18 protein-coding genes, 2 tRNA genes and 5 pseudogenes are annotated in these 18588 nt (G+C 37.8%); 20 read left to right on the top strand and 5 right to left on the bottom strand.

Features of this window, described 5'->3' with window-relative positions:
• Positions 1-148 precede the first annotated feature (148 nt).
• Entirely contained in the window at positions 149-358 is a 210-nt protein-coding gene (locus tag DYY66_RS05770) for a hypothetical protein (protein WP_166286976.1), read from the top strand.
• A 98-nt stretch (positions 359-456) separates the two neighbouring features.
• Here the strand turns inward: DYY66_RS05770 and DYY66_RS05765 are convergent.
• Positions 457-530: transfer RNA gene (locus DYY66_RS05765), tRNA-Lys, on the bottom strand.
• A gap of 98 nt (positions 531-628) precedes the next feature.
• On the opposite strand from DYY66_RS05765, the gene DYY66_RS05760 reads away from it, so the two are divergent.
• Positions 629-738, top strand: a tRNA-Asp gene (locus tag DYY66_RS05760).
• A 40-nt stretch (positions 739-778) separates the two neighbouring features.
• Here the strand turns inward: DYY66_RS05760 and DYY66_RS05755 are convergent.
• Positions 779-1591, bottom strand: coding sequence for an inositol monophosphatase family protein (locus DYY66_RS05755; protein ID WP_166286974.1), 813 nt, complete (start codon positions 1589-1591; stop codon positions 779-781).
• Between the two features lie 85 nt (positions 1592-1676).
• On the opposite strand from DYY66_RS05755, the gene DYY66_RS05750 reads away from it, so the two are divergent.
• The 3 genes from DYY66_RS05750 to DYY66_RS05740 are packed head-to-tail and all read left to right on the top strand — an operon-like array spanning position 1677 to position 4273.
• Complete coding sequence (locus tag DYY66_RS05750) at positions 1677-2795, top strand: hypothetical protein (RefSeq protein ID WP_166286972.1); 1119 nt, start codon at positions 1677-1679, stop codon at positions 2793-2795.
• A 9-nt stretch (positions 2796-2804) separates the two neighbouring features.
• Positions 2805-3962, top strand: a complete 1158-nt coding sequence (locus DYY66_RS05745) for an AAA family ATPase (protein ID WP_166286984.1) — start codon at positions 2805-2807, stop codon at positions 3960-3962.
• The gene (locus tag DYY66_RS05740; protein WP_166286970.1) at positions 3959-4273 is read left to right on the top strand and encodes a hypothetical protein; all 315 of its coding nucleotides are present in this window, start codon (positions 3959-3961) and stop codon (positions 4271-4273) included. Before DYY66_RS05745 ends, DYY66_RS05740 begins: the two co-directional genes overlap by 4 nt.
• 32 nt (positions 4274-4305) lie before the next feature.
• Here the strand turns inward: DYY66_RS05740 and DYY66_RS05735 are convergent, their stop codons facing one another.
• On the bottom strand, positions 4306-5235 hold the full coding sequence (locus DYY66_RS05735) for a nitroreductase family protein (protein WP_166286968.1): 930 nt from the start codon (positions 5233-5235) through the stop codon (positions 4306-4308).
• A 151-nt stretch (positions 5236-5386) separates the two neighbouring features.
• On the opposite strand from DYY66_RS05735, the gene DYY66_RS05730 reads away from it, so the two are divergent.
• The 5 genes and pseudogenes from DYY66_RS05730 (at position 5387) to DYY66_RS05710 (ending at position 9545) form a co-directional block, all read left to right on the top strand.
• Positions 5387-5659 (top strand): hypothetical protein, encoded by a 273-nt coding sequence (locus DYY66_RS05730; protein ID WP_166286966.1) that lies wholly within the window; start codon positions 5387-5389, stop codon positions 5657-5659.
• Positions 5660-5695: 36 nt separating this feature from the next.
• Positions 5696-7243: an acyl-CoA carboxylase subunit beta gene (locus DYY66_RS05725; RefSeq protein ID WP_166286964.1), complete on the top strand. Its 1548-nt coding sequence runs from the start codon at positions 5696-5698 to the stop codon at positions 7241-7243.
• Between the two features lie 6 nt (positions 7244-7249).
• Positions 7250-7692: pseudogene (locus DYY66_RS05720) on the top strand (biotin carboxylase N-terminal domain-containing protein); the annotation flags it as partial.
• A gap of 1 nt (position 7693) precedes the next feature.
• Positions 7694-9031, top strand: a pseudogene (locus DYY66_RS05715) (acetyl/propionyl/methylcrotonyl-CoA carboxylase subunit alpha); the annotation flags it as partial.
• Entirely contained in the window at positions 8997-9545 is a 549-nt protein-coding gene (locus DYY66_RS05710; protein ID WP_309223970.1) for an acetyl-CoA carboxylase biotin carboxyl carrier protein subunit, read from the top strand. The pseudogene DYY66_RS05715 and the gene DYY66_RS05710, both read left to right, overlap by 35 nt.
• A gap of 81 nt (positions 9546-9626) precedes the next feature.
• Here the strand turns inward: DYY66_RS05710 and DYY66_RS05705 are convergent, their stop codons facing one another.
• On the bottom strand, positions 9627-10487 hold the full coding sequence (locus tag DYY66_RS05705) for a mechanosensitive ion channel family protein (protein ID WP_166286962.1): 861 nt from the start codon (positions 10485-10487) through the stop codon (positions 9627-9629).
• A 99-nt stretch (positions 10488-10586) separates the two neighbouring features.
• The gene (locus DYY66_RS05700; protein WP_166286960.1) at positions 10587-11051 is read right to left on the bottom strand and encodes a redoxin domain-containing protein; all 465 of its coding nucleotides are present in this window, start codon (positions 11049-11051) and stop codon (positions 10587-10589) included.
• A gap of 187 nt (positions 11052-11238) precedes the next feature.
• On the opposite strand from DYY66_RS05700, the gene DYY66_RS05695 reads away from it, so the two are divergent.
• The 10 genes and pseudogenes from DYY66_RS05695 to DYY66_RS05650 form a co-directional block, all read left to right on the top strand.
• Positions 11239-11613, top strand: coding sequence for an NADH-quinone oxidoreductase subunit A (locus DYY66_RS05695; protein WP_255496163.1), 375 nt, complete (start codon positions 11239-11241; stop codon positions 11611-11613).
• 43 nt (positions 11614-11656) lie between these two features.
• Positions 11657-12184 (top strand): NADH-quinone oxidoreductase subunit B, encoded by a 528-nt coding sequence (locus DYY66_RS05690; RefSeq protein ID WP_166286958.1) that lies wholly within the window; start codon positions 11657-11659, stop codon positions 12182-12184.
• Positions 12185-12186: 2 nt separating this feature from the next.
• Entirely contained in the window at positions 12187-12849 is a 663-nt protein-coding gene (locus DYY66_RS05685) for an NADH-quinone oxidoreductase subunit C (protein ID WP_255496161.1), read from the top strand.
• A gap of 1 nt (position 12850) precedes the next feature.
• Positions 12851-13984, top strand: coding sequence for an NADH-quinone oxidoreductase subunit D (locus DYY66_RS05680; RefSeq protein WP_166286956.1), 1134 nt, complete (start codon positions 12851-12853; stop codon positions 13982-13984).
• Positions 13985-15284 (top strand): annotated as a pseudogene (nuoH, locus tag DYY66_RS05675) (NADH-quinone oxidoreductase subunit NuoH).
• A complete protein-coding gene (locus DYY66_RS05670) occupies positions 15281-15778 on the top strand; it encodes an NADH-quinone oxidoreductase subunit I (protein WP_166286954.1) in 498 nt (165 codons plus the stop codon). The pseudogene nuoH and the gene DYY66_RS05670 overlap by 4 nt, the downstream one beginning before the upstream one ends.
• Positions 15771-16282 (top strand): annotated as a pseudogene (locus tag DYY66_RS05665) (NADH-quinone oxidoreductase subunit J). The gene DYY66_RS05670 and the pseudogene DYY66_RS05665 overlap by 8 nt, the downstream one beginning before the upstream one ends.
• Positions 16263-16568, top strand: coding sequence for an NADH-quinone oxidoreductase subunit NuoK (gene nuoK / locus DYY66_RS05660; RefSeq protein WP_166286952.1), 306 nt, complete (start codon positions 16263-16265; stop codon positions 16566-16568). The pseudogene DYY66_RS05665 and the gene nuoK overlap by 20 nt, the downstream one beginning before the upstream one ends.
• Positions 16569-16915: 347 nt before the next feature.
• Complete coding sequence (locus DYY66_RS05655) at positions 16916-18181, top strand: NADH-quinone oxidoreductase subunit M (protein ID WP_309223971.1); 1266 nt, start codon at positions 16916-16918, stop codon at positions 18179-18181.
• 3 nt (positions 18182-18184) lie between these two features.
• Positions 18185-18588 (top strand): annotated as a pseudogene (locus tag DYY66_RS05650) (NADH-quinone oxidoreductase subunit L); the annotation flags it as partial.

The raw sequence follows: 18588 nt of genomic DNA, 5'->3' as shown, positions 1-18588 counted from the left end.
CCTAAAATACATCAGAAACATAGGAAAATTGAAAATTTTTACAGGTAAAATTAGTAAATACACGAATTTAATGTGAGAAACTTGACTTTTATATTGATTTTACTTAACACATGCACTGATATCCGTTTTTAACAACTCATCTTTCAGTATGTATCAATTCGTACAACCACAAACGAACAACCCTAACTACACTGCGGGTCAGACATGGGGTGCACTCAAAAAAGCCTGGCGTGGATACAAGATCGCTAAGGTCCAGAGTGATAACACTAGAATGACTGAATATGCAAAGAAGATCAGAACACTCCAGCATGACTTGGGAATCAAGCAAGCAGAGTTTCCAGAACTGAACCTAAGTTAGTTAGATCTCTTCTATTTTTGGGGTCATTTTGTATGAGATGATATGGTTCTCTAAACCATCAGACGGTTTCATATCTTGATTAAATTGTTAATTTTAAGCGGGTTCGCGGGGATTCGGACCCCGGACAGCCGGATTAAAAGTCCGGTACTCTACCTGGCTGAGCTACGAACCCATAGCGAAGGGTCATAGTTGTGTATAATTTAGTCTTTTACAAAATTTTTTGAAGAAAAGAAAGCTTTAAACTCAGATTTTCTGTCACAATACTTTAACGCCCTTGTAGTATAGAGGGGATGCGGTTAATTCCAATCCTCGTAAAGCCCGGTCTAGAATGGGGCCCTGTCACGGCCTCGACGCGTGTTCAAATCCCGCCAAGGGCGCCATAAATTTTTCACTGGAATGTGTAAAATTAGAAATTAAATCTCAGATCTTGGCTGATAAACCTAGTTTTTTCCTGACATCTGCAAGTGTTTCTTCATTTGCAGCTGCTATAAACGAAATTCTCTTGTCATAGCTGAGGTCTGAATCAAGTGGCATGCCGTTTTCATCAACTACGTATCCTCCCGCCTCTAATGCTATTAGATATCCTGCAGCAACGTCCGTGATTCTTAGTTTTTTTCTTAGATCTACAAATACATCAACTAATCCGCGAGCAAATATTGCAAGCTCAAGTGCAACAGCTCCAAAATGTCTTACATGGTTTGATGCTGAAAGAATCGGTGCTAATTGAGGTAACACATCTGGAGAGATTCCTGAAATATCTACACCCACAACAAAATAGATTGGTTTTTCTTTGTGGACGTGAATCTTTTTTCCATTCATGTATGCACCCTTGCCTTTTGATGCAGAATACAAATCTCCATTGTGTAAATCCATTATTACTCCATCTGTAACAGAGCTGAGTTTGTCTTCAGGTGTATATGCAAGCGAACAACAAAAAAATGGCAAGCCTCTGACTGCATTAGTTGAACCGTCAATTGCATCCATTATAATAAACCCTTTTGGATTTGGTGATAATTCCACCATGCCACACTCCTCCCCAAATACAGTACACTCAAAATTTATCTCACGTAGATAATCAAGAACGGTTTTTTCTGCTACGATATCAATTCTGCGTGATATGTCTCCTCCTGCCCCCATTCCGTGATCTGTACCGGATTCTTTTGTTCCTGCCAAGTGCTTTACATTCTTGTGTACTCGCTTTGCAGCCTCTTCTAAAACCTCGATTATTTTCACAAGTTTTTCTTTCCTAGGTCCTAATTTATTTGAAGTAACAAAAAAGAGGCTGAATGCATAAATAGCAAAAAAGTTGTGCCATTGTGTGAGTAGCAAAGACGAATCCATATTTAGCAAGGAAGCACTCTTGTCCACCAAACCTGGAAAAGACATTGTCAAGCAGGCATTGTTCAAAAGTAAGGGATATCGATTATTTGACAAATACAAGAAGGAAGCAGAAGAAGAATTTCCAAAATTTACCAAAAGATTTACCGAAGACTTGCTGAAAGAGATAAAATCTGACCCTAATCCATTTGAAACCCAAGAAAAATTTGCCAAAGAAGTGGGTTCTGCTGAGATAATTCTCCAAAAATCACAGATAGATGAAGTACGAAAGAGATTAGAAAATTATGATACTCTTCTAGATAGGGTGTCAAGAATACTCAATTCCAACTTTGTTAAAATGACATTTCCGGTATTTAGTGCATTATACGATGCCTCTTCCCAGTATTTTGGAGATGACAACGATAGCAAGAAAAAAACCGATATTATTGATGGACATATCATAGCAATTGACCTAAGCGAACCAATGGATAGGATAATGGACAAAGATGAAGATGTGGAATTTCTGGATGATTACAAGTTGATGAATCCATATATCTTGAAGCTTGCAAGAGACAAGATTTCTGTTGGTGGTAAAGAAGTATTGGAGGAATTTGAAAGAGGATTCAAAGATGCACGGGTTGGCCAATACATTGATTTCAAATTAAAAATAAATCCTAAAAGCATATCTGAAGAAGAAATGATTCAATGTTACAAAAAATATAGAGCAGTAATGGGAACTGCTGGAAAGAACATGACACTTGCACGATTTCCACTTGGAGAGATTTTTTATCTTGGAATGGCAAAAGCTGCAGAATCTGTTGGATGTGGAAATGAGATTGAGGATTCTATAAAAAATAAATTTGTTAAAGTCCCTTCTTGGCCTCTATACTATACATTTCTCACAGGTGATGTCCAAAAAGGATTTGATTTTACTATGAAGAAAAGCGACATCTATCTGGGAGAGGCACGACTTGCTCTTGAGCTACTGCCCGAGAGTTTTTCACACAAGGATTTTCTTGAGTTTCTCTTCCTAACAGTAGAGCATTACAACATGTATTGGTTTAACCAACTTTCAAAAGAAAAATTATGGAAAGAGTTCGAGTCAAAGATTCCCAAGTGATTTGATATGATGTGGTCTGAGAAATATAGGCCAAAGAACTTGCTTGAGATGGTCGGAAATGAGGAAGCAAAGGAATCCTTTGTAAAGTGGCTTGGAAAATGGATCAAAGGAACGAAACCACTTTTATTGGTTGGTCCTCCAGGCATTGGAAAAACAACTATGGCTGTATTGGGAACAAAGCAATTTGGTTATGATTTAATCAGCATGAATGCAAGTGACGTAAGAAGCAAACAGAAAATTCAAGACATTCTCACCCCAGTTCTTGGTAATAGTAGTGTACTTGGCAAACCGATGATCTTCATTGATGAAGTAGATGGAATACACGGAAGATCTGACTTTGGCGGTGTTGACGCACTAGTTGACATATTGAAAGAATCTACCGTGCCAATAGTCCTTGCAGCAAATTCTGATACGTCTGACAAGATGAAATCTATAAAAAAAGTTGTGACTACGGTAAAACTTAGACCACTCCCTCCTAGATTGATGCGACTGTATGTTGAAGAAATTCTCAAACGAGAAGGTGCATCCATACCAATTGGCAACATGATAAAAATGATTATTGATTCACGTGGTGACATCAGGTCAATTCTGAATTCTGCCCAGGTATTGTCTGGAGGATTTGAGCCTCAACTTGACAAGTCCTATGAATCTAGTGATGTGGAAACATCTGTAAATCTATTTTTTAATGCCAAATCGCCTGAAGAAGCTCAAGCCATACTTTATTCTTTGAGAATAGACCCTAGGGAAAAGATCAATGCATTTTACTCTAGTGTAATAACAAGTTCTCTTCCTGTGAATGTACTTTGTGAAATGCTTGATGTATTATCTGAAGCTGATATGTTGTATGGAAAAATAATGCGAAAACAAGAATGGCGACTCTTACGATATCTAGATGGTATCTTGGCAAAATTATGCAAACAAGGAACGGGAATAAAATATTCTAAATTTAATCTTCCATGGCCTACCCTTAATAGAATAAGATGGGATGGCATGGCAATCAAGGGACTGACTGGAAGTCTCGCAAAACAAATGCACGTCTCACGAAGTACATTTTCAACTTTCTATCTTCCATATCTTCTCTATTGTATGAAGAACAAGTCTATTGAAATGGATCTAAACGAATCTGATAATGAAATCATCCAAAAGGAGATGGCTTTGATAAAATGAGCTGGCGTACAATTCCGATGAAATTTCCTGGAACATGTCTTGTTTGCAATAAAAAAATTGAAGTCAATGAGGTGGCTTTGTGGGCCAAGGGATTGGGCGTCAAACATCAGGGTTGTGCAGAAGTAAAACAGCTAAAATGCATAGTTTGTGGAGGTCCTGCCGGATGTCCTAACTGTGAATTTGCAGATAACTGTGATCTGGAAAAAGTATCGCAAATGTGCATATGTAAAAAATGTAGTGATGAAAAGAATGCCTTTTCTCTGTACCAAACTTCTGTCGCAAAAAAATATCCCATGTTAAATATCAAATAAGTATTGCATGTTGGTATCAGAAATCTTGGCAATCATTCGATGACATGAATTAGATCCTTTAGTTTTCGCCTAGACTTGGGTAGACGCTTTTGATGTGGATATCCTATGCAAAGAATCGAAGATGGTCTCAAATTAGTACCAATGATCTGCATGACTTTTTCTTCATCAAGCATACCAATCCATATAGAGCTCAGACCAAGGGCTGATGCAGCAAGCTGTGAATATGCAGCTGCTAAAGTTGCATCTTGAAGCGAAAATTTGGCAAGAATTTCTGGAGGAAAATTTATTTTAACACGGGAAGGATCCTTGCAAAATACAAGTACAATTGGGGCATTCACGTAAGGTTGGTTATTTGCGGCTTCAACTAGACGTTTTTTGATTTCCTTGTTCTTGATATAAAATACCTCAAATCCCTGAAAGTTACCTGCTGTAGGGGCTGTATCAGCTGTAGCCAAGATTTTATCAACTTTCCATTGTTCAACCAGTCTGGATGTATCAAAATTTCTAGTTGATCGACGTGTTGAGATAATTCTAAAAAAATCACTTTCTGAGATCGCTGTCTTATTTTTGTCATCAGGTATGGAATTTAAGATCTCAATTGCTTCATCATTTTCTATTGTTATAGATGGGAAAAATTCTTTTGCGTAAATTTTGATTGGTTTTGGTTCATGAGGCATTTTTTTATATTCTAAAATTTTTTTTCTCAGAATTGCTGTTTTTACTTCAAGCATCTTGTGTTCTTTTAATCTAAACTGTGTGGTATCTGTATTGACCCATATGGTACTAAATTCATCTTCCAATTCTACCTTGCCTGTGGAATCTTTTGATAGTAATTCAAAAAGATGTTCTAATTCTTCTCCGCTGAGAATTATTGCATCGTGGTCATCTTCATCAATTCCTTTCCAAATTAACCTACATCCATCTTTTGAGATGTATGCAGGCTCAACTTGAAAAAATTCCATATATCGGATTTGTTCTAAGGGGTTAAAAAATGTCTACGTGATTTTTGTTTTCTTATGAGTATTATAGTAATTTTGACTATGAGAAAGATCTATCCTCCTGAATTCGTATATTGTAAAACCTTAAAATCTAACCCCTAAGATTGAAAAACAAATGGCAAAGTCTACCACAAAGATAGCACCATTAGATCCAGCGTTTCATGGGGAGTCTAACTATGAAGTAGGATTAGAGGATCTTCTTGTAGAAAAGAGGAATTTGGTTACAAGAGTAGAATCTGATCCCCATTCCACAAAGGAAACACTCCAGTCTGCAAGAGAAGATCTCCAAATTATAGAAGGATTGTGGGAAAATTACCACATCGGGATGAATGTTTTCCGCAACGCAAAGGGCGGCCGAGATGGTATTAGAGAAGTCAAAACTGATTAAATTAATATAGGTTGTACATAGCCTCTAATTCGAATCATGCATTCTGAAAAAATAAAAAATTTTTTACATAAAAGGCGTCAAGCAGAGCAAAGCGGCGGCGAAGAAAGAATTCAAGGTCAGCACGAAAAAGGCAAACTAACCGCCAGAGAGCGAATTGAACTCCTTCTTGACGAAGGAAGCTTTACCGAAATTGATGCCATGACAACTCATCATTATTATGAATTTGACATGCAAAATAAAAAATTCTTTGGGGATGGTGTAGTAACAGGATACGGAACTATACACGGAAAACAAGTTTTTCTTTTTGCTTATGATTTTACAGTTCTTGGTGGAACATTAAGTGAGATGGGAGCAAAGAAAATTACGAAAATTATGGATCATGCTGTAAAAGTTGGATGTCCAATAATTGGAATAATTGATTCAGGTGGAGCTAGAATTCAAGAAGGTATTCTAAGTCTTGATGGATTTGCTAGCATATTCTATCATAATCAACTTGCATCTGGAGTAGTTCCTCAAATTACTATTAGTGTAGGACCATCTGCAGGCGGTGCGGTGTATTCACCTGCAATGACAGATTTTGTTATAATGGCTGACAAGATTGCTACCATGTTTGTAACAGGTCCAGAAGTTGTCAAGACAGTTCTTGGAGAAGATGTGTCTTTTGACGAACTTGGTGGTGCAATGTCTCATGGAAGAAATAGTGGTGTTGCACACTTTGTAGGTAAAAATGAATACCAATGCATGGATATTGTAAAGACACTCTTGTCATATATTCCTCAGAATAGTACTGAGGAAGCCCCAATGGTAGAAACTGGTGATGATCCAAATCGACTAGATAACAATCTCATAAACATAATTCCAGAAAATCCTCTACAACCATATGATATGAAAGAGATCATAAATTCTATAGTTGATAATCATGTATTCTTTGAGATACATGAATTATTTGCACCTAATGTTGTAATTGGATTTGCCAGACTTCATGGTAAAGCAGTAGGAATTGTTGCAAATCAACCAATGGTGTTGGCTGGAGCTCTTGATATTGATTCATCTAACAAGGCATCTAGATTTATCAGATTTTGTGATTGTTATGGTATTCCAATTATCACTCTAGTAGATACACCTGGATACATGCCTGGAACCCAGCAAGAACATGCTGGAATCATCCGTCATGGAAGTAAACTCTTGTATGCTTACTGTGAGGCTACCGTACCAAAAATTACATTAATCATAGGAAAAGCCTATGGTGGTGCATACATTGCAATGGCAAGCAAGAACCTAGGAACTGACGTGAACTATGCATGGCCCACTGCACAAATCGCTGTACTTGGTTCTGAGGCAGCTGTACGAATTATGAATAGAAAGGAACTTGATTCTGCAAAAGATCCTACTGCATTAAAAAAACAACTTGTTGACAATTTCACAGAAAAATTTGCCAATCCTTACGTAGCTGCATCATATGGTACGATTGATTCAGTAATTGATCCTGCTGAAACACGACCGGCCCTAATTCGTGCCTTGGATGCTTTAGCAAATAAGAGAGAGCGAAGAATTCCAAGAAAACATGGGAACATTAATCTTTAGAACGATATGATCAAGAAAATTCTAATCTCAAACAGGGGAGAAATCGCAATACGCGTCATAAAGACATGTAATGCATTAGGGATAAAATCAGTAGCGGTCTATTCTGATGAAGACGTAAACTCAAAACACGTCAAGATGGCTACCGAAGCATATCATATTGGTTCTGCACCTCCTGCACAGAGCTATTTGAATATGGAAAAAATAGTCGAGACTGCAGTCAGCTCTGGTGCTGATGCAGTCCATCCTGGATATGGATTTCTTTCTGAAAATGCAGACTTTGCAGATCTCTGTGAGAAAAAGAAACTCAATTTCATAGGTCCATCTGGGAAATCTATGAGACTCTGTGGTGATAAAATGGAATGTAAGGATGCAATGATGAAAGCCAAAGTGCCGACTGTGCCTGGAAGTCCTGGAATTGTTGAAGAAGTTGAAAAGGCACTAGACATTGCNCTGCACCTCCTGCACAGAGCTATTTGAATATGGAAAAAATCGTAGAGACTGCAATAAGCTCTGGTGCCGATGCAGTCCATCCTGGATATGGATTTCTTTCTGAAAATGCAGACTTTGCAGATCTCTGCGAGAAAAAGAAACTCAATTTCATAGGTCCATCTGGGAAATCTATGAGACTCTGTGGTGATAAAATGGAATGTAAGGATGCAATGATGAAAGCCAAAGTGCCGACTGTGCCTGGAAGTCCTGGAATTGTTGAAGAAGTTGAAAAGGCACTAGACATTGCACACAAAATTGGATATCCTGTTTTACTCAAGTCAGTTTTTGGTGGAGGAGGTAGAGGAATCAGACTGGTACATAATGAAAAAGAACTACGAGAAGCCTTTGAGATTGCATCTGGAGAGTCAAAAGCAGCATTTGGCAAGTCTGCACTATTTGTTGAAAAATTCCTTCCAAAAATAAGACATATTGAACTTCAGCTAGCACGTGACACGCATGGAAATACAGTACACATCTTTGAACGAGAGTGTTCTATTCAAAGACGACACCAAAAACTCATTGAAATGTCTCCATCTCCAGTTGTTGATCAAAAGACACGTGATGAAATAGGAGAGCTTGCAGTAAAAGCTGCAATAGCTGTTGATTATCGTAATGCTGGAACTGCAGAATTTCTAAGATTAGATGATGGAACTTTCTATTTTATAGAAATAAACGCAAGACTACAAGTTGAACATCCTGTAACTGAACTAGTCTCAGGACTTGATCTTGTCAAATTACAAATTGATATAGCAAACGGAAAAGAAATTCCTTTCAAACAAAAAGATCTCAAAGTAAATGGATGCGCAATTGAATGTAGAATAAATGCAGAGGATACATTTTTGGACTTTGCACCATCAACTGGAAAAATATGGGATGTCAACATTCCATCAGGTCCTGGAGTAAGAGTTGATACGTATCTTTACCCTGGTTGCACCGTGTCGCCTTACTATGACTCACTTATGGGCAAACTCATTACATGGGGACAAAACTTTGAAGAAGCCAGACAGAGAATGTCACTAGCATTATCTGATTTCTATATTGAAGGAGTTGAAACTGCGATACCGTTGTACAAGACCATATTGAACAGCAAGGAATTCATTAATGGAGACCTATCAACAGACTTTCTTGATAGATTCAAGATACTTGACAGAACTACAGGGTGACTTGAAAACTGAGGCATCCCAAAAATCAGAAGCTGCACTAGCTGCAACACTCATACACTCAGAATTTCTCAAAAACAAGATAAAACCACGCAAAGAGCATAGTGTTAGGTGGAAAACACAAGTGGATAGGCATTGATATGAAATTCAAATTAGAAAATACTGATGAAAATCTAGATGGGGAAATTGTAAAGTCCATTGGTAATAACGAATTTGTATTAAAAATACAAGGAAAAGAACGTGATCTTAAGATCATTACCATGACTCATGATAAAGTTGAGTTTATGTTAGATAGTGTTTATCACATTACAAAATATCTTGAAAACAGTACCAACAAAATTACACTTGTAGTGGACGGAGTAAAACTGACCTTTAACAAGCGCCCTGAGATGGACAAAATTGTATACAAAAATTCTGGTGCCGATTCTGCATCTGATTCTCAAATAAATCTCAAAAGTCAGATTCCTGGTCGAGTCGTCTCGGTAAATGTGACTGCTGGAAATAATGTCAAGAAAGGAGATGTGGTCTGTGTTTTGGAATCAATGAAAATGCAAATCTCAATTAAATCTCACAAAGATGGTGTTGTCAAATCCATCAAGATGAAGCAGGGCTCATCAGTTGCAAAAAATGATGTACTTGCCGAAATTGAATAAATATTTTTAAAATTATCTGTAAATTATTTTTTCAAACAAAAATATGCAAGTTCTATGTAATGTTAACTGGTTGTATGTTGTCTAACTTGATTGTACATCATTTCTTATTTTTGTTATAATGAACCTACCATCAAATATGGAACTGTTTGCAATAGTTACCTCTTTATTCCCATCTAAAATGGTTGTAAACTCTGGAGTTATCTTGATGATAATTCCAACATGTCTGTCTGATGAATTTTTTATCTCTATCTGATCTCCGTCACTAAACGGTAGATGCTTATTTAGCGAGATCTCTTTCATAATTCTCACAGTTCCTTGTATTATTGCATTATTTGGAACAACATATTCTTCACCATGATCCGTAATTATCTTTGTATACATCATATTAATCTCCTCAACTTTTCCACGTATGTCGTCATTTACTATTCTAATGGTATCACCAATCTTGGCTGGAAAAGTAGTAAGCATCAATCCTCCTGAGAATATGTTACCAACTATTGTTGATACTCCTATGCCTACAATGATTGCAGCTACTCCACCACCAACTAAGATCTCTTGTGGCTCTACATTCCATTGATATAACAACAATATGGCTGAAATCAGAGCTATTACTATTATGGCAAAAAATGAAATGCTTGCAGAAAACTGTGCTGGCATCTTGTTTGAAAATCTTTTAAGAATCCGTCTGATGGCTGTAATGATTACCAGTGCAAGTATTATGGTAACAATTGTATCTGTCACCTGAATGTGGGTATGCTGAAATCCAATTGTGGGTGCAACAAATATCTCAAAAATAGATAAACTGATCCAAGCTCCTATTACAATGACTATTGCTTTTATTGTTAGTCTAGTAAACTCGTGTTGTAGAGATTTTTGTTTTAATCCGTCTAATGGAGGCACTGATACATTATCATTGTAATCGTTTTGTTTTGGAGTAACCATTGAATCCTAATGTTGTCCTTGATATTTAGATTTTAGTAATTAATCGAATTATATTTGATATATGTAATATTCTAAAAATAAATTAAAAGAGATTTTACTTTATTTCTTGAGAAAGTTTATGATCTCTTGATAGTTTGGTTCTATCAATGGATTGTCTGAAACCCATTTGTAGACTATATTTCCACCTTCATCTACGATGAATACCGATCTTTTTGCTGCGTCATATCCCTTTACGTGCAACAAGTCAGGCATTAGTATATCATAATCTCTTATTGTCTGACTCTTGTAGTCTCCAAGTACTGGAAAATTAAGATGCTGAGATTCTGCAAATGCTTTATTTGCAAATGGACCATCGTTACTAATTCCTATTACTTGAGCACCAAGCTTTGATATCTGATTCCATTCATCTCTGAAGGTGCACATTTCCTTTGTACATACAGGAGAACTTGCGGCCACAAAGAATGAGAGAACTACTTTTTTTCCTTTAAACTCATCTAGGCTTCGCATTTTTAATTCTGTATCTACCAAGGTAAAAGGCGGCGCTTTCTGTCCAACGTTTACCATAAAGTAAGTTTTGATATTGTCATATATCAATCATCTTAGAAATTAAAACAACCAAAACTCTCTGATGTGCAACATTGAAGATATTATTCAATTTCAAAGAAATTATTGAAAAAATTGTTGCCAATGAAAATTATGATCGTATAATGTGCATAGATTTTTATACTCTCCGACTGGCTTGTTAGCTACTTTGGTAGGAGAAGCTGCTAGTAGTTTCAGTCCAATCTTATTGTTGTTTACATTTGCAATTGTGGCAACAGGGCCAACCTTGATTCTTTCTAGGATGATCGCTCCAAGACGCACTTCTAATCCGGTCAAGTTCCTGCCTATGGAATCTGGCCAAGTCCCACAAGGTGAGGGACGTACTCATTTCATGATGCAATATTACTCATTTGTCTTGATGTTTGTTGTATTTGACGTAGCATCGATCTTTTTGTATGCCTGGGGAAGCAGCATCCTTGATTTGCCAAAGTCCGCAACTCTTCCAATCATAGGCTTTCTTGCAATAATCTTTGCTGCGTTTGCCTTTGCGCTGTATCAAGCAGGGAGGAAGAACATTTGGTAACTTTTAAATCGAATGTAGAAAGGACTCGGGATAGGGAAGAAAAATGCTAAAGGAACTAGTCAACCAAGAAACAGCACCACACGCTACTAATGTACTAGTTGGAAAACTTGGTGATATTCTTGTTAAAGCAGTAGGAAAACCGTTTGATATGGCCATTAACTGGGGCCGAATTTACTCATTATGGCCAGTACACCTTGAAACTGCATGTTGCAGTGTAGAATTTGGCGCTGCTTCAAGTCCTAGATATGATGTTGAAAGATTTGGTATTATCGAAGCATTTGGTTCACTTAGACAATGTGATCTAATAGTTGTCATGGGAACAATTACCAGAAAAATGGCTCCTCGATTGAGAATGGTGTATGATCAGATGCCTGATCCAAAATATGTTATAGCAATGGGAGCATGTGCAATAACTGGAGGATTATACTTTGACTCATATAATGTACTACCTGGAATTGATGGGGTTCTTCCAGTTGATGTTTACGTTCCGGGATGCCCCCCTAGACCTGAAACACTAATCCAGGGCTGTATGTTACTTCAAGAAAAAATAAAACGGACGAAGGCTAAATAACAATGAGCTCTGGAACTGACAAGGACGTAGAAGTTAAAGATACTGCAGAGGAGCATTCTACAAGTTCTGAAAATACTAAACCAGATTCCATGTCAAAAGATGAAGCAAAAAAGTTCTATGAAGAAAAAGGATTAGATTTATCACCAGATGTTCCTGTCAAACCAAAACCAATTCCTGCATTTGAAAAATCTTTGGCAGATAAAGTTTCATCAAAATTTGGAGATAAGATAACTGTAGACTATGTAAGAGCTGATAGAATTAGAGTAACTGCCAAAAGAGAAAATATTGTGGATGTTGCTAAATTTATACGGGACGAACTAAAGTATGATCACGCAGAATCTGTATCTGGAGTTGATTATCCAGATTCAAGCGAAATTGAAGTCATTTATCATTTAGGATCTTATACTGATGAAAAACTTGGAAGACAAATTTTTGCACTTGCAACTAGAGTTCCAAGAGAAGATGTTCCAAATCCTGGTTCAGATTCCACAAGAACTCCGTCATTACGTGATGTGTTCTATAGTGTAGAATTTCATGAACGAGAGTGTTTTGAAATGTTTGGCGTTTACTTTGAAGGTCATCCTGATATGAGACGATTGCTTTTGCCAGAGGACTGGGCAGATATACCACCATTTAGAAAGGACTTTAAGATTAAAGGGCGATAAGATGACAACACAACTACCTCCAGGAATGCATATTGAGACTGTTGATGAAAAGATAATGACACTCAATGTAGGTCCTCAACATCCAGGTTCTGGACATATGAGATTGATAATCAAAGTCGATGGTGATTACATTGTTTCTTGTGATCCTGATCCAGGTTATGTACACAGAGGCGAAGAAAAAATGGCTGAATATAGAAATTATATTCAAAACATTCCACATCTTGAAAGACCAGTAATACACGACTCTTCCAATATTTTGTATCCATATTGCCTTGGAGTAGAAGAATTGTTGGGAATTGAAGTCCCAGAAAGAGCAAAATATATTCGAGTCATTGCTGCAGAGCTGAATCGCTGCATCTACATTTTGTATTGGTTAGCTATCTATGGAATATTTTTGGGTCATTCTACAATGTTCATGTGGCCAGCAGGTGATAGAGAACTTTTCATTGACTTGTTAGAAGCAATGTCTGGTGCAAGAGTAACTCATGCATATCTTGTACCTGGTGGAGTAAGAAATGATTTGCCATCTAACTTTGAAGAAAGATGTTTACGTCAAGTCGAATATTTTGAAAAGAGACTCAGAGAATATGAAGCGATATTCTACCAGAATCCTATCTTAAAGGCAAGAACAGAAGGAAGTGGAATTTTATCCAGAACTGATGCTATACGACTTGGTACTACAGGCTCTGTACTCAGAGCATCAGGTGTTGATTTTGATGTAAGGAAAAAGGAACCATATGATGTCTATGAAAACTTGGACTTTCAAACAATAGTGATGAAAGAAGGTGACTCTTACGCACGATCTAGAATACCTTATCTTGAGATGTTTGAGAGTTGTAGAATCATAAAAGATGCACTGAAAAAGATGCCAAAATCAGGCTCTGTGCGCACAAAATTAAAACCAAATCCAAAAGGTGGCAATGACGAAGTTTATCGTAGAATTGAATCTGGAAGAGGTGCAATTGGATATTACATTGTATCAAACAACCGACCAGAACCTTATCGAGTAAAGATAAGCGTTGGCTCGTTTAGAAATTTGATTTGTATGCCATATCTGCTAAAAGGTGAAAAACTAGGTAACATGCCAGCAGTTTACTGGGGTCTTAATTATTGGCCTGTGGAGGCAGATAGATAAATGTCAACTATTGCACCACAGTTTCGATTAAGTCGATTCATTGGTTCTTTATTTGATTTAATATTCTGGGTTATTCTGATCTTTAGTCTAGTTGGATTACCAATAGTCTTCATTGTACTGTTCTACATCAAACTGCCAGTAATCAATGGTCAGCTGATGACGCCTTACTTGGCAATGACTTGGATGGCAGATCCGTCACGTACTCTTCCAATTGTCAAAAGCTTCATGCATACTACTATTTTCAGAGTAATGGCATTTCCAGGATTTGGATTTGCTGCTCTTCTTGCAGCTGCAACAATATTTGTTGAAAGAAAATTCCTTGCAAAAATGCAGCTCAGAGTTGGCCCACTCTATTGTGGAAAAATAGAAGGAATACTCCAATTGATGGGTGATGGGTTTAAGCTAATGAGCAAAGAGATCATCATTCCTGCAAAAGCAGACAAGCCAATTTTCTGGCTTGGTCCATTGTTGTTTGTCGGCACAGCAGGTGCATTTGTTGCACTAATTCCAGTTGCTCCTGGATGGGTAGTTGCAAATCCAAGTGTTGGCCTTTTGGCAGTATTTGCAGTTATCGGTTTCTTCCCAATAATTGCAGTACTTACTGCATGGGCAGCAAATAGCAAGTGGACGTTCATTGGTGGTTTGAGAGCACTTCACCAAATGGTCGCATTTGAAATTCCATTGATTCTCTCACTTCTTGGAGTTGTGATATTATCTGGAAGTCTGAATCTTTCACAAATTGTCCAGTCGCAAGAACACTTTTGGTGGATAGCATTTCTCCCAATTGGTGCTATAGTATTTTTCATTACAATATTGGCAGAACTTGAAAGAATTCCATTTGATCTTCCAGAAGCAGAAAGTGAAATTGTTGCAGGATGGTTAACAGAATTCTCTGGAATGATGTATGGACTAATCCAACTTGGAACTTATAAAATTATATGCATTTGCAGGATTATTCGTGGTTCTATTCCTTGGTGGCTGGAATGGTCCAATGGTTTGGCCTCCGTTTCCGCAGGATATTATCACTCAAGGAATTACAATTGGTCCTGTAACTGCACACTTCCCTGGATTGCCACTTTTTGATCAAGAGATGCTCAATGGCACACTGTGGTTTGTTATCAAGACTGTTGGAGTCATACTCTTAATTCTCTTACCCCGTGGAGTTTTCCCAAGAGTTAGAATCGATATGATATTGCACACTGGTTGGTACAAATTGATTGGTCTTGCATTCATTAACATCTTTATAGCTCTCGGATTGCTATACGCAGGTGTCTTGGGACCGGGAGGAATATTGCATTGAGTAATGTAATTGGAATAATACGTGCACTAAATTCCGGTGTAAAACATCTTGCAGTAAAGCGATTTACATTACGATATCCTGAACAGAAATTAAAATTTGTAGGTGATGGCTTTCAATTCAATCCAGAGACTGGAGTTGGAATAGCTGGGCTACGAGGTAGACACATACTATTTCATGAGCACTGTACTGGTTGTCAGCTTTGCTCAGTAGCATGTGAGGGAATAGCAGAGGCCATAAGCATGGTCAAAGTTCATGAAACATGGAAACATAACAAGAAAGCCATAATGCCACAGATAGATTACGGCAAATGTGTATTCTGTGGTTTGTGTGTAGATGCCTGTCCATTTTATGCACTTTACATGACCAATGACTATGAGCTTTCTTCTTTTACAAAATCTGCTTTAATTTACACCCCTGCCCAACTTGCCATACAGCCAAAAATTTCACAAGATGTTGAAATAAAAATAGATGACAGGGGTGCTTCACATGGTTGATTCAGTATTTTTAGCTCTCTCTGTTCTTACAATTGGTTCTGCAATTGTAGCACTTGAAATACGCTCTTTGATATATGGTTCAATCGCATTGATGCTTACATTATCTGGCATTGCTGGATTCTTTCTGCTTTTGGATGCGCCATTTGTGGCAATGTTCCAACTTTCAGTTTACGTGGGCTCGATTGCAGTTCTCATATTGTTTACAGTTATGCTGGTAAGACGAGAGCTTATCTTCAATAAGGTGGAGACAAACGCCGAAGATATGCTGGTATTGCATTGATGATTGTACTCATGCTGGGCATAGGAACAATAATCATTGGTTCAGGATTGAAAACCGTGGATACCAACTCATCAGCAGTTGATTACAAAAAGATTGGAGAAGACTTTCTGACATATTATTCGCCTGCATTGATAGTGATGGCATTAATTTTGGCATCATCTGTCATTGGGGCAATGACATTAGCAAGAAGGGAGGATGTAATAGATGAGCAACGGACTGATTGATTTTGTTCTAGTTTCAGTGGCATTGCTTGCCATTGGAATCTATGGAATAGCAGTAAAGAGAAACGCAATTCGTATGCTTTTTGGCATAGAGATGATAATCAATTCTGCAAATCTCAATTTGGTTGCATTTTCTAGATACATACCAAATAGTCAGGGACAAACACTGGCTCTCTTTTCTATTGCAATAGCAGCAGCAGAAGTTGCAGTTGGACTGGCACTTGTAATTGTAGCATACAGAATGTACAGAAACATTGACATTGCAGACTTTAGGAGTTTGAAAGGATAATGCAATTCGTACTTTTACAGGCTTTATTCTTACCACTATTGCTTTCTCCGGTAGCATATTATCTTGGACGCAAGTCTGGGGCTACAGCTGCTGCACTGTTTAGCTTTGCGTTATTGTTGTATTNGTAGCATATTATTATCTTGGACGCAAGTCTGGGCCTACTGCAGCGGCACTGTTTAGCTTTGGGTTGTTGTTGTACTGTACCATACTAGTTATCACTCCAGCACTTTCAGGAACTTATGAAGAGCATTACAAGTGGACTCAGTTGTTTGGTGAATTTGGATTATTGCTTGATGGACTTGCATCTCCCTTTGCAATTATAATATATCNTATTTTCAAAACCATACATGGTTGCAAGAATTACTACAATGTTTGAAGAACGAATGAGTTCTGAAAAGCAGTTGGTTGGAGGAGGTACTGAAATGATAGAATCATCTTCTCTGAAAAGTCATGTTAATCATCAGATTGGAGCATACTATGCACTCTTCCTTGTCATGGCAATGGGAATGCTTGGAACAGTTCTTGCAACCAACTTGATAGAATTTTATGTCTTCTTTGAGGTTATGCTAATTCCTGCATTCTTCATGCTGGCAATTTGGGGATATGAATCAAGAAGAAGAGTTGCATTGCTGTTCTTCTTCTGGACCCATGTAGGTGCTGTAATTCTTTTACTTGGTTTTCTTTCAATAGGTCTCAGTGTAGGCAGTTTCAACTATGCAGATATCAAAGCACATGGTATCCCGCCTCATGTTCTTGCACTTGCTGCTGTTGCAATCATTGTAGGTCTTACTGTAAAAATGGCATCATTTGTGGTACACATGTGGCTGCCACATGTTTATCGCGCATCACCAACACCACTTAACGCATTATCATCTGGAGCAATGTTGGGAGTTGGTGCATATGGATTCTTTAGATTGATAATAATGCTAATGCCAGGTCAATACGAGCACTTTGCTCTTGCCTTGAACATCTGGGGTTTAGCAACCATGATCTACGGTGGAGTGATGGCACTAGTACAAGATGACATTCGAAAATTGTTTGCTTATTCTAGTATTAGTCAGATGGGATACATCTTGTTTGGAATTGGTTCTGCATCTATGCTTGGACTTTCTGGTTCTGAAATGATGTTTGTGTCCCACAGCTTGGGTAAAGTGATTTTGTTCATGATGGTTGGCGCAATAATTTTGCAAGTTGGAACTCGCAGTATAACAAAGATGGGAGGTCTTGCAGGAAAGATGCCAATAACGGCAGTCTGTTCAATGATTGGAGCACTAACTCTGATGGGTGTTCCACCAACTAGTGGATTTATGGCAGAATGGACAATGTTCTATGGCGCACTTCAAACTGCACTTCAGCAAGGTTCCATGATAAGAATGATCACGTTTGGTTTAGGTCTAGTTGCAACCGTTATCACGATGGCATATGTATTGTGGATGATAAAACGAGTCTTCTTTGGAAAACTTCCAGAGGCTCTTGAAAAAACAAAAGAAGCCAACTGGTACGTTACAGGTCCTATGATGGTCTTGGCAGGATTTAGCGTTGTTATTGGAATATATCCAGACGTATTCTTTAACCAAATAATTCCTTTTATGAAGGGATTGGTGGGAGTTTAGAAAATGGCTATTTTACCTTTTGATATTATTTCTGGATTGGGAGACCTTCGAGTTTGGGCAATTTGGATACTTCCATTTGCTGCCGCATTGATAATACCAGCTTTTGGAAAAGTTTCCAAGCGTTCAACTGGTTGGGTAGCAGTAGCGTTTGCTCTTGCAAGTGCAATCTCAGCTGTGACACTTCTTCCAGCAGCTCTTGGTAATCACGAGATACACAATCAAATTCCTTGGATTTCATCTATCGGACTCAAGGCCGGAGTTCTTGCTGATCCACTTGCAGTAATAATGAGTAACGTTGTTGCTTGGATCTCTTTTCTGATATTTGTATACAGTACAGGATACATGAAGGGAGACAGGGATCTAACTAGATTCTTCTTCTGGATGGCATTCTTCCTTGGTTCCATGCA

The sequence above is a fragment of the Candidatus Nitrosotalea sp. FS genome (assembly GCF_011319475.1).
Classification (GTDB): Archaea; Thermoproteota; Nitrososphaeria; order Nitrososphaerales; family Nitrosopumilaceae; genus Nitrosotalea.
Note: the sequence above shows the minus strand (reverse complement) of the source record. Positions and strands in the feature narration are given on the sequence as shown.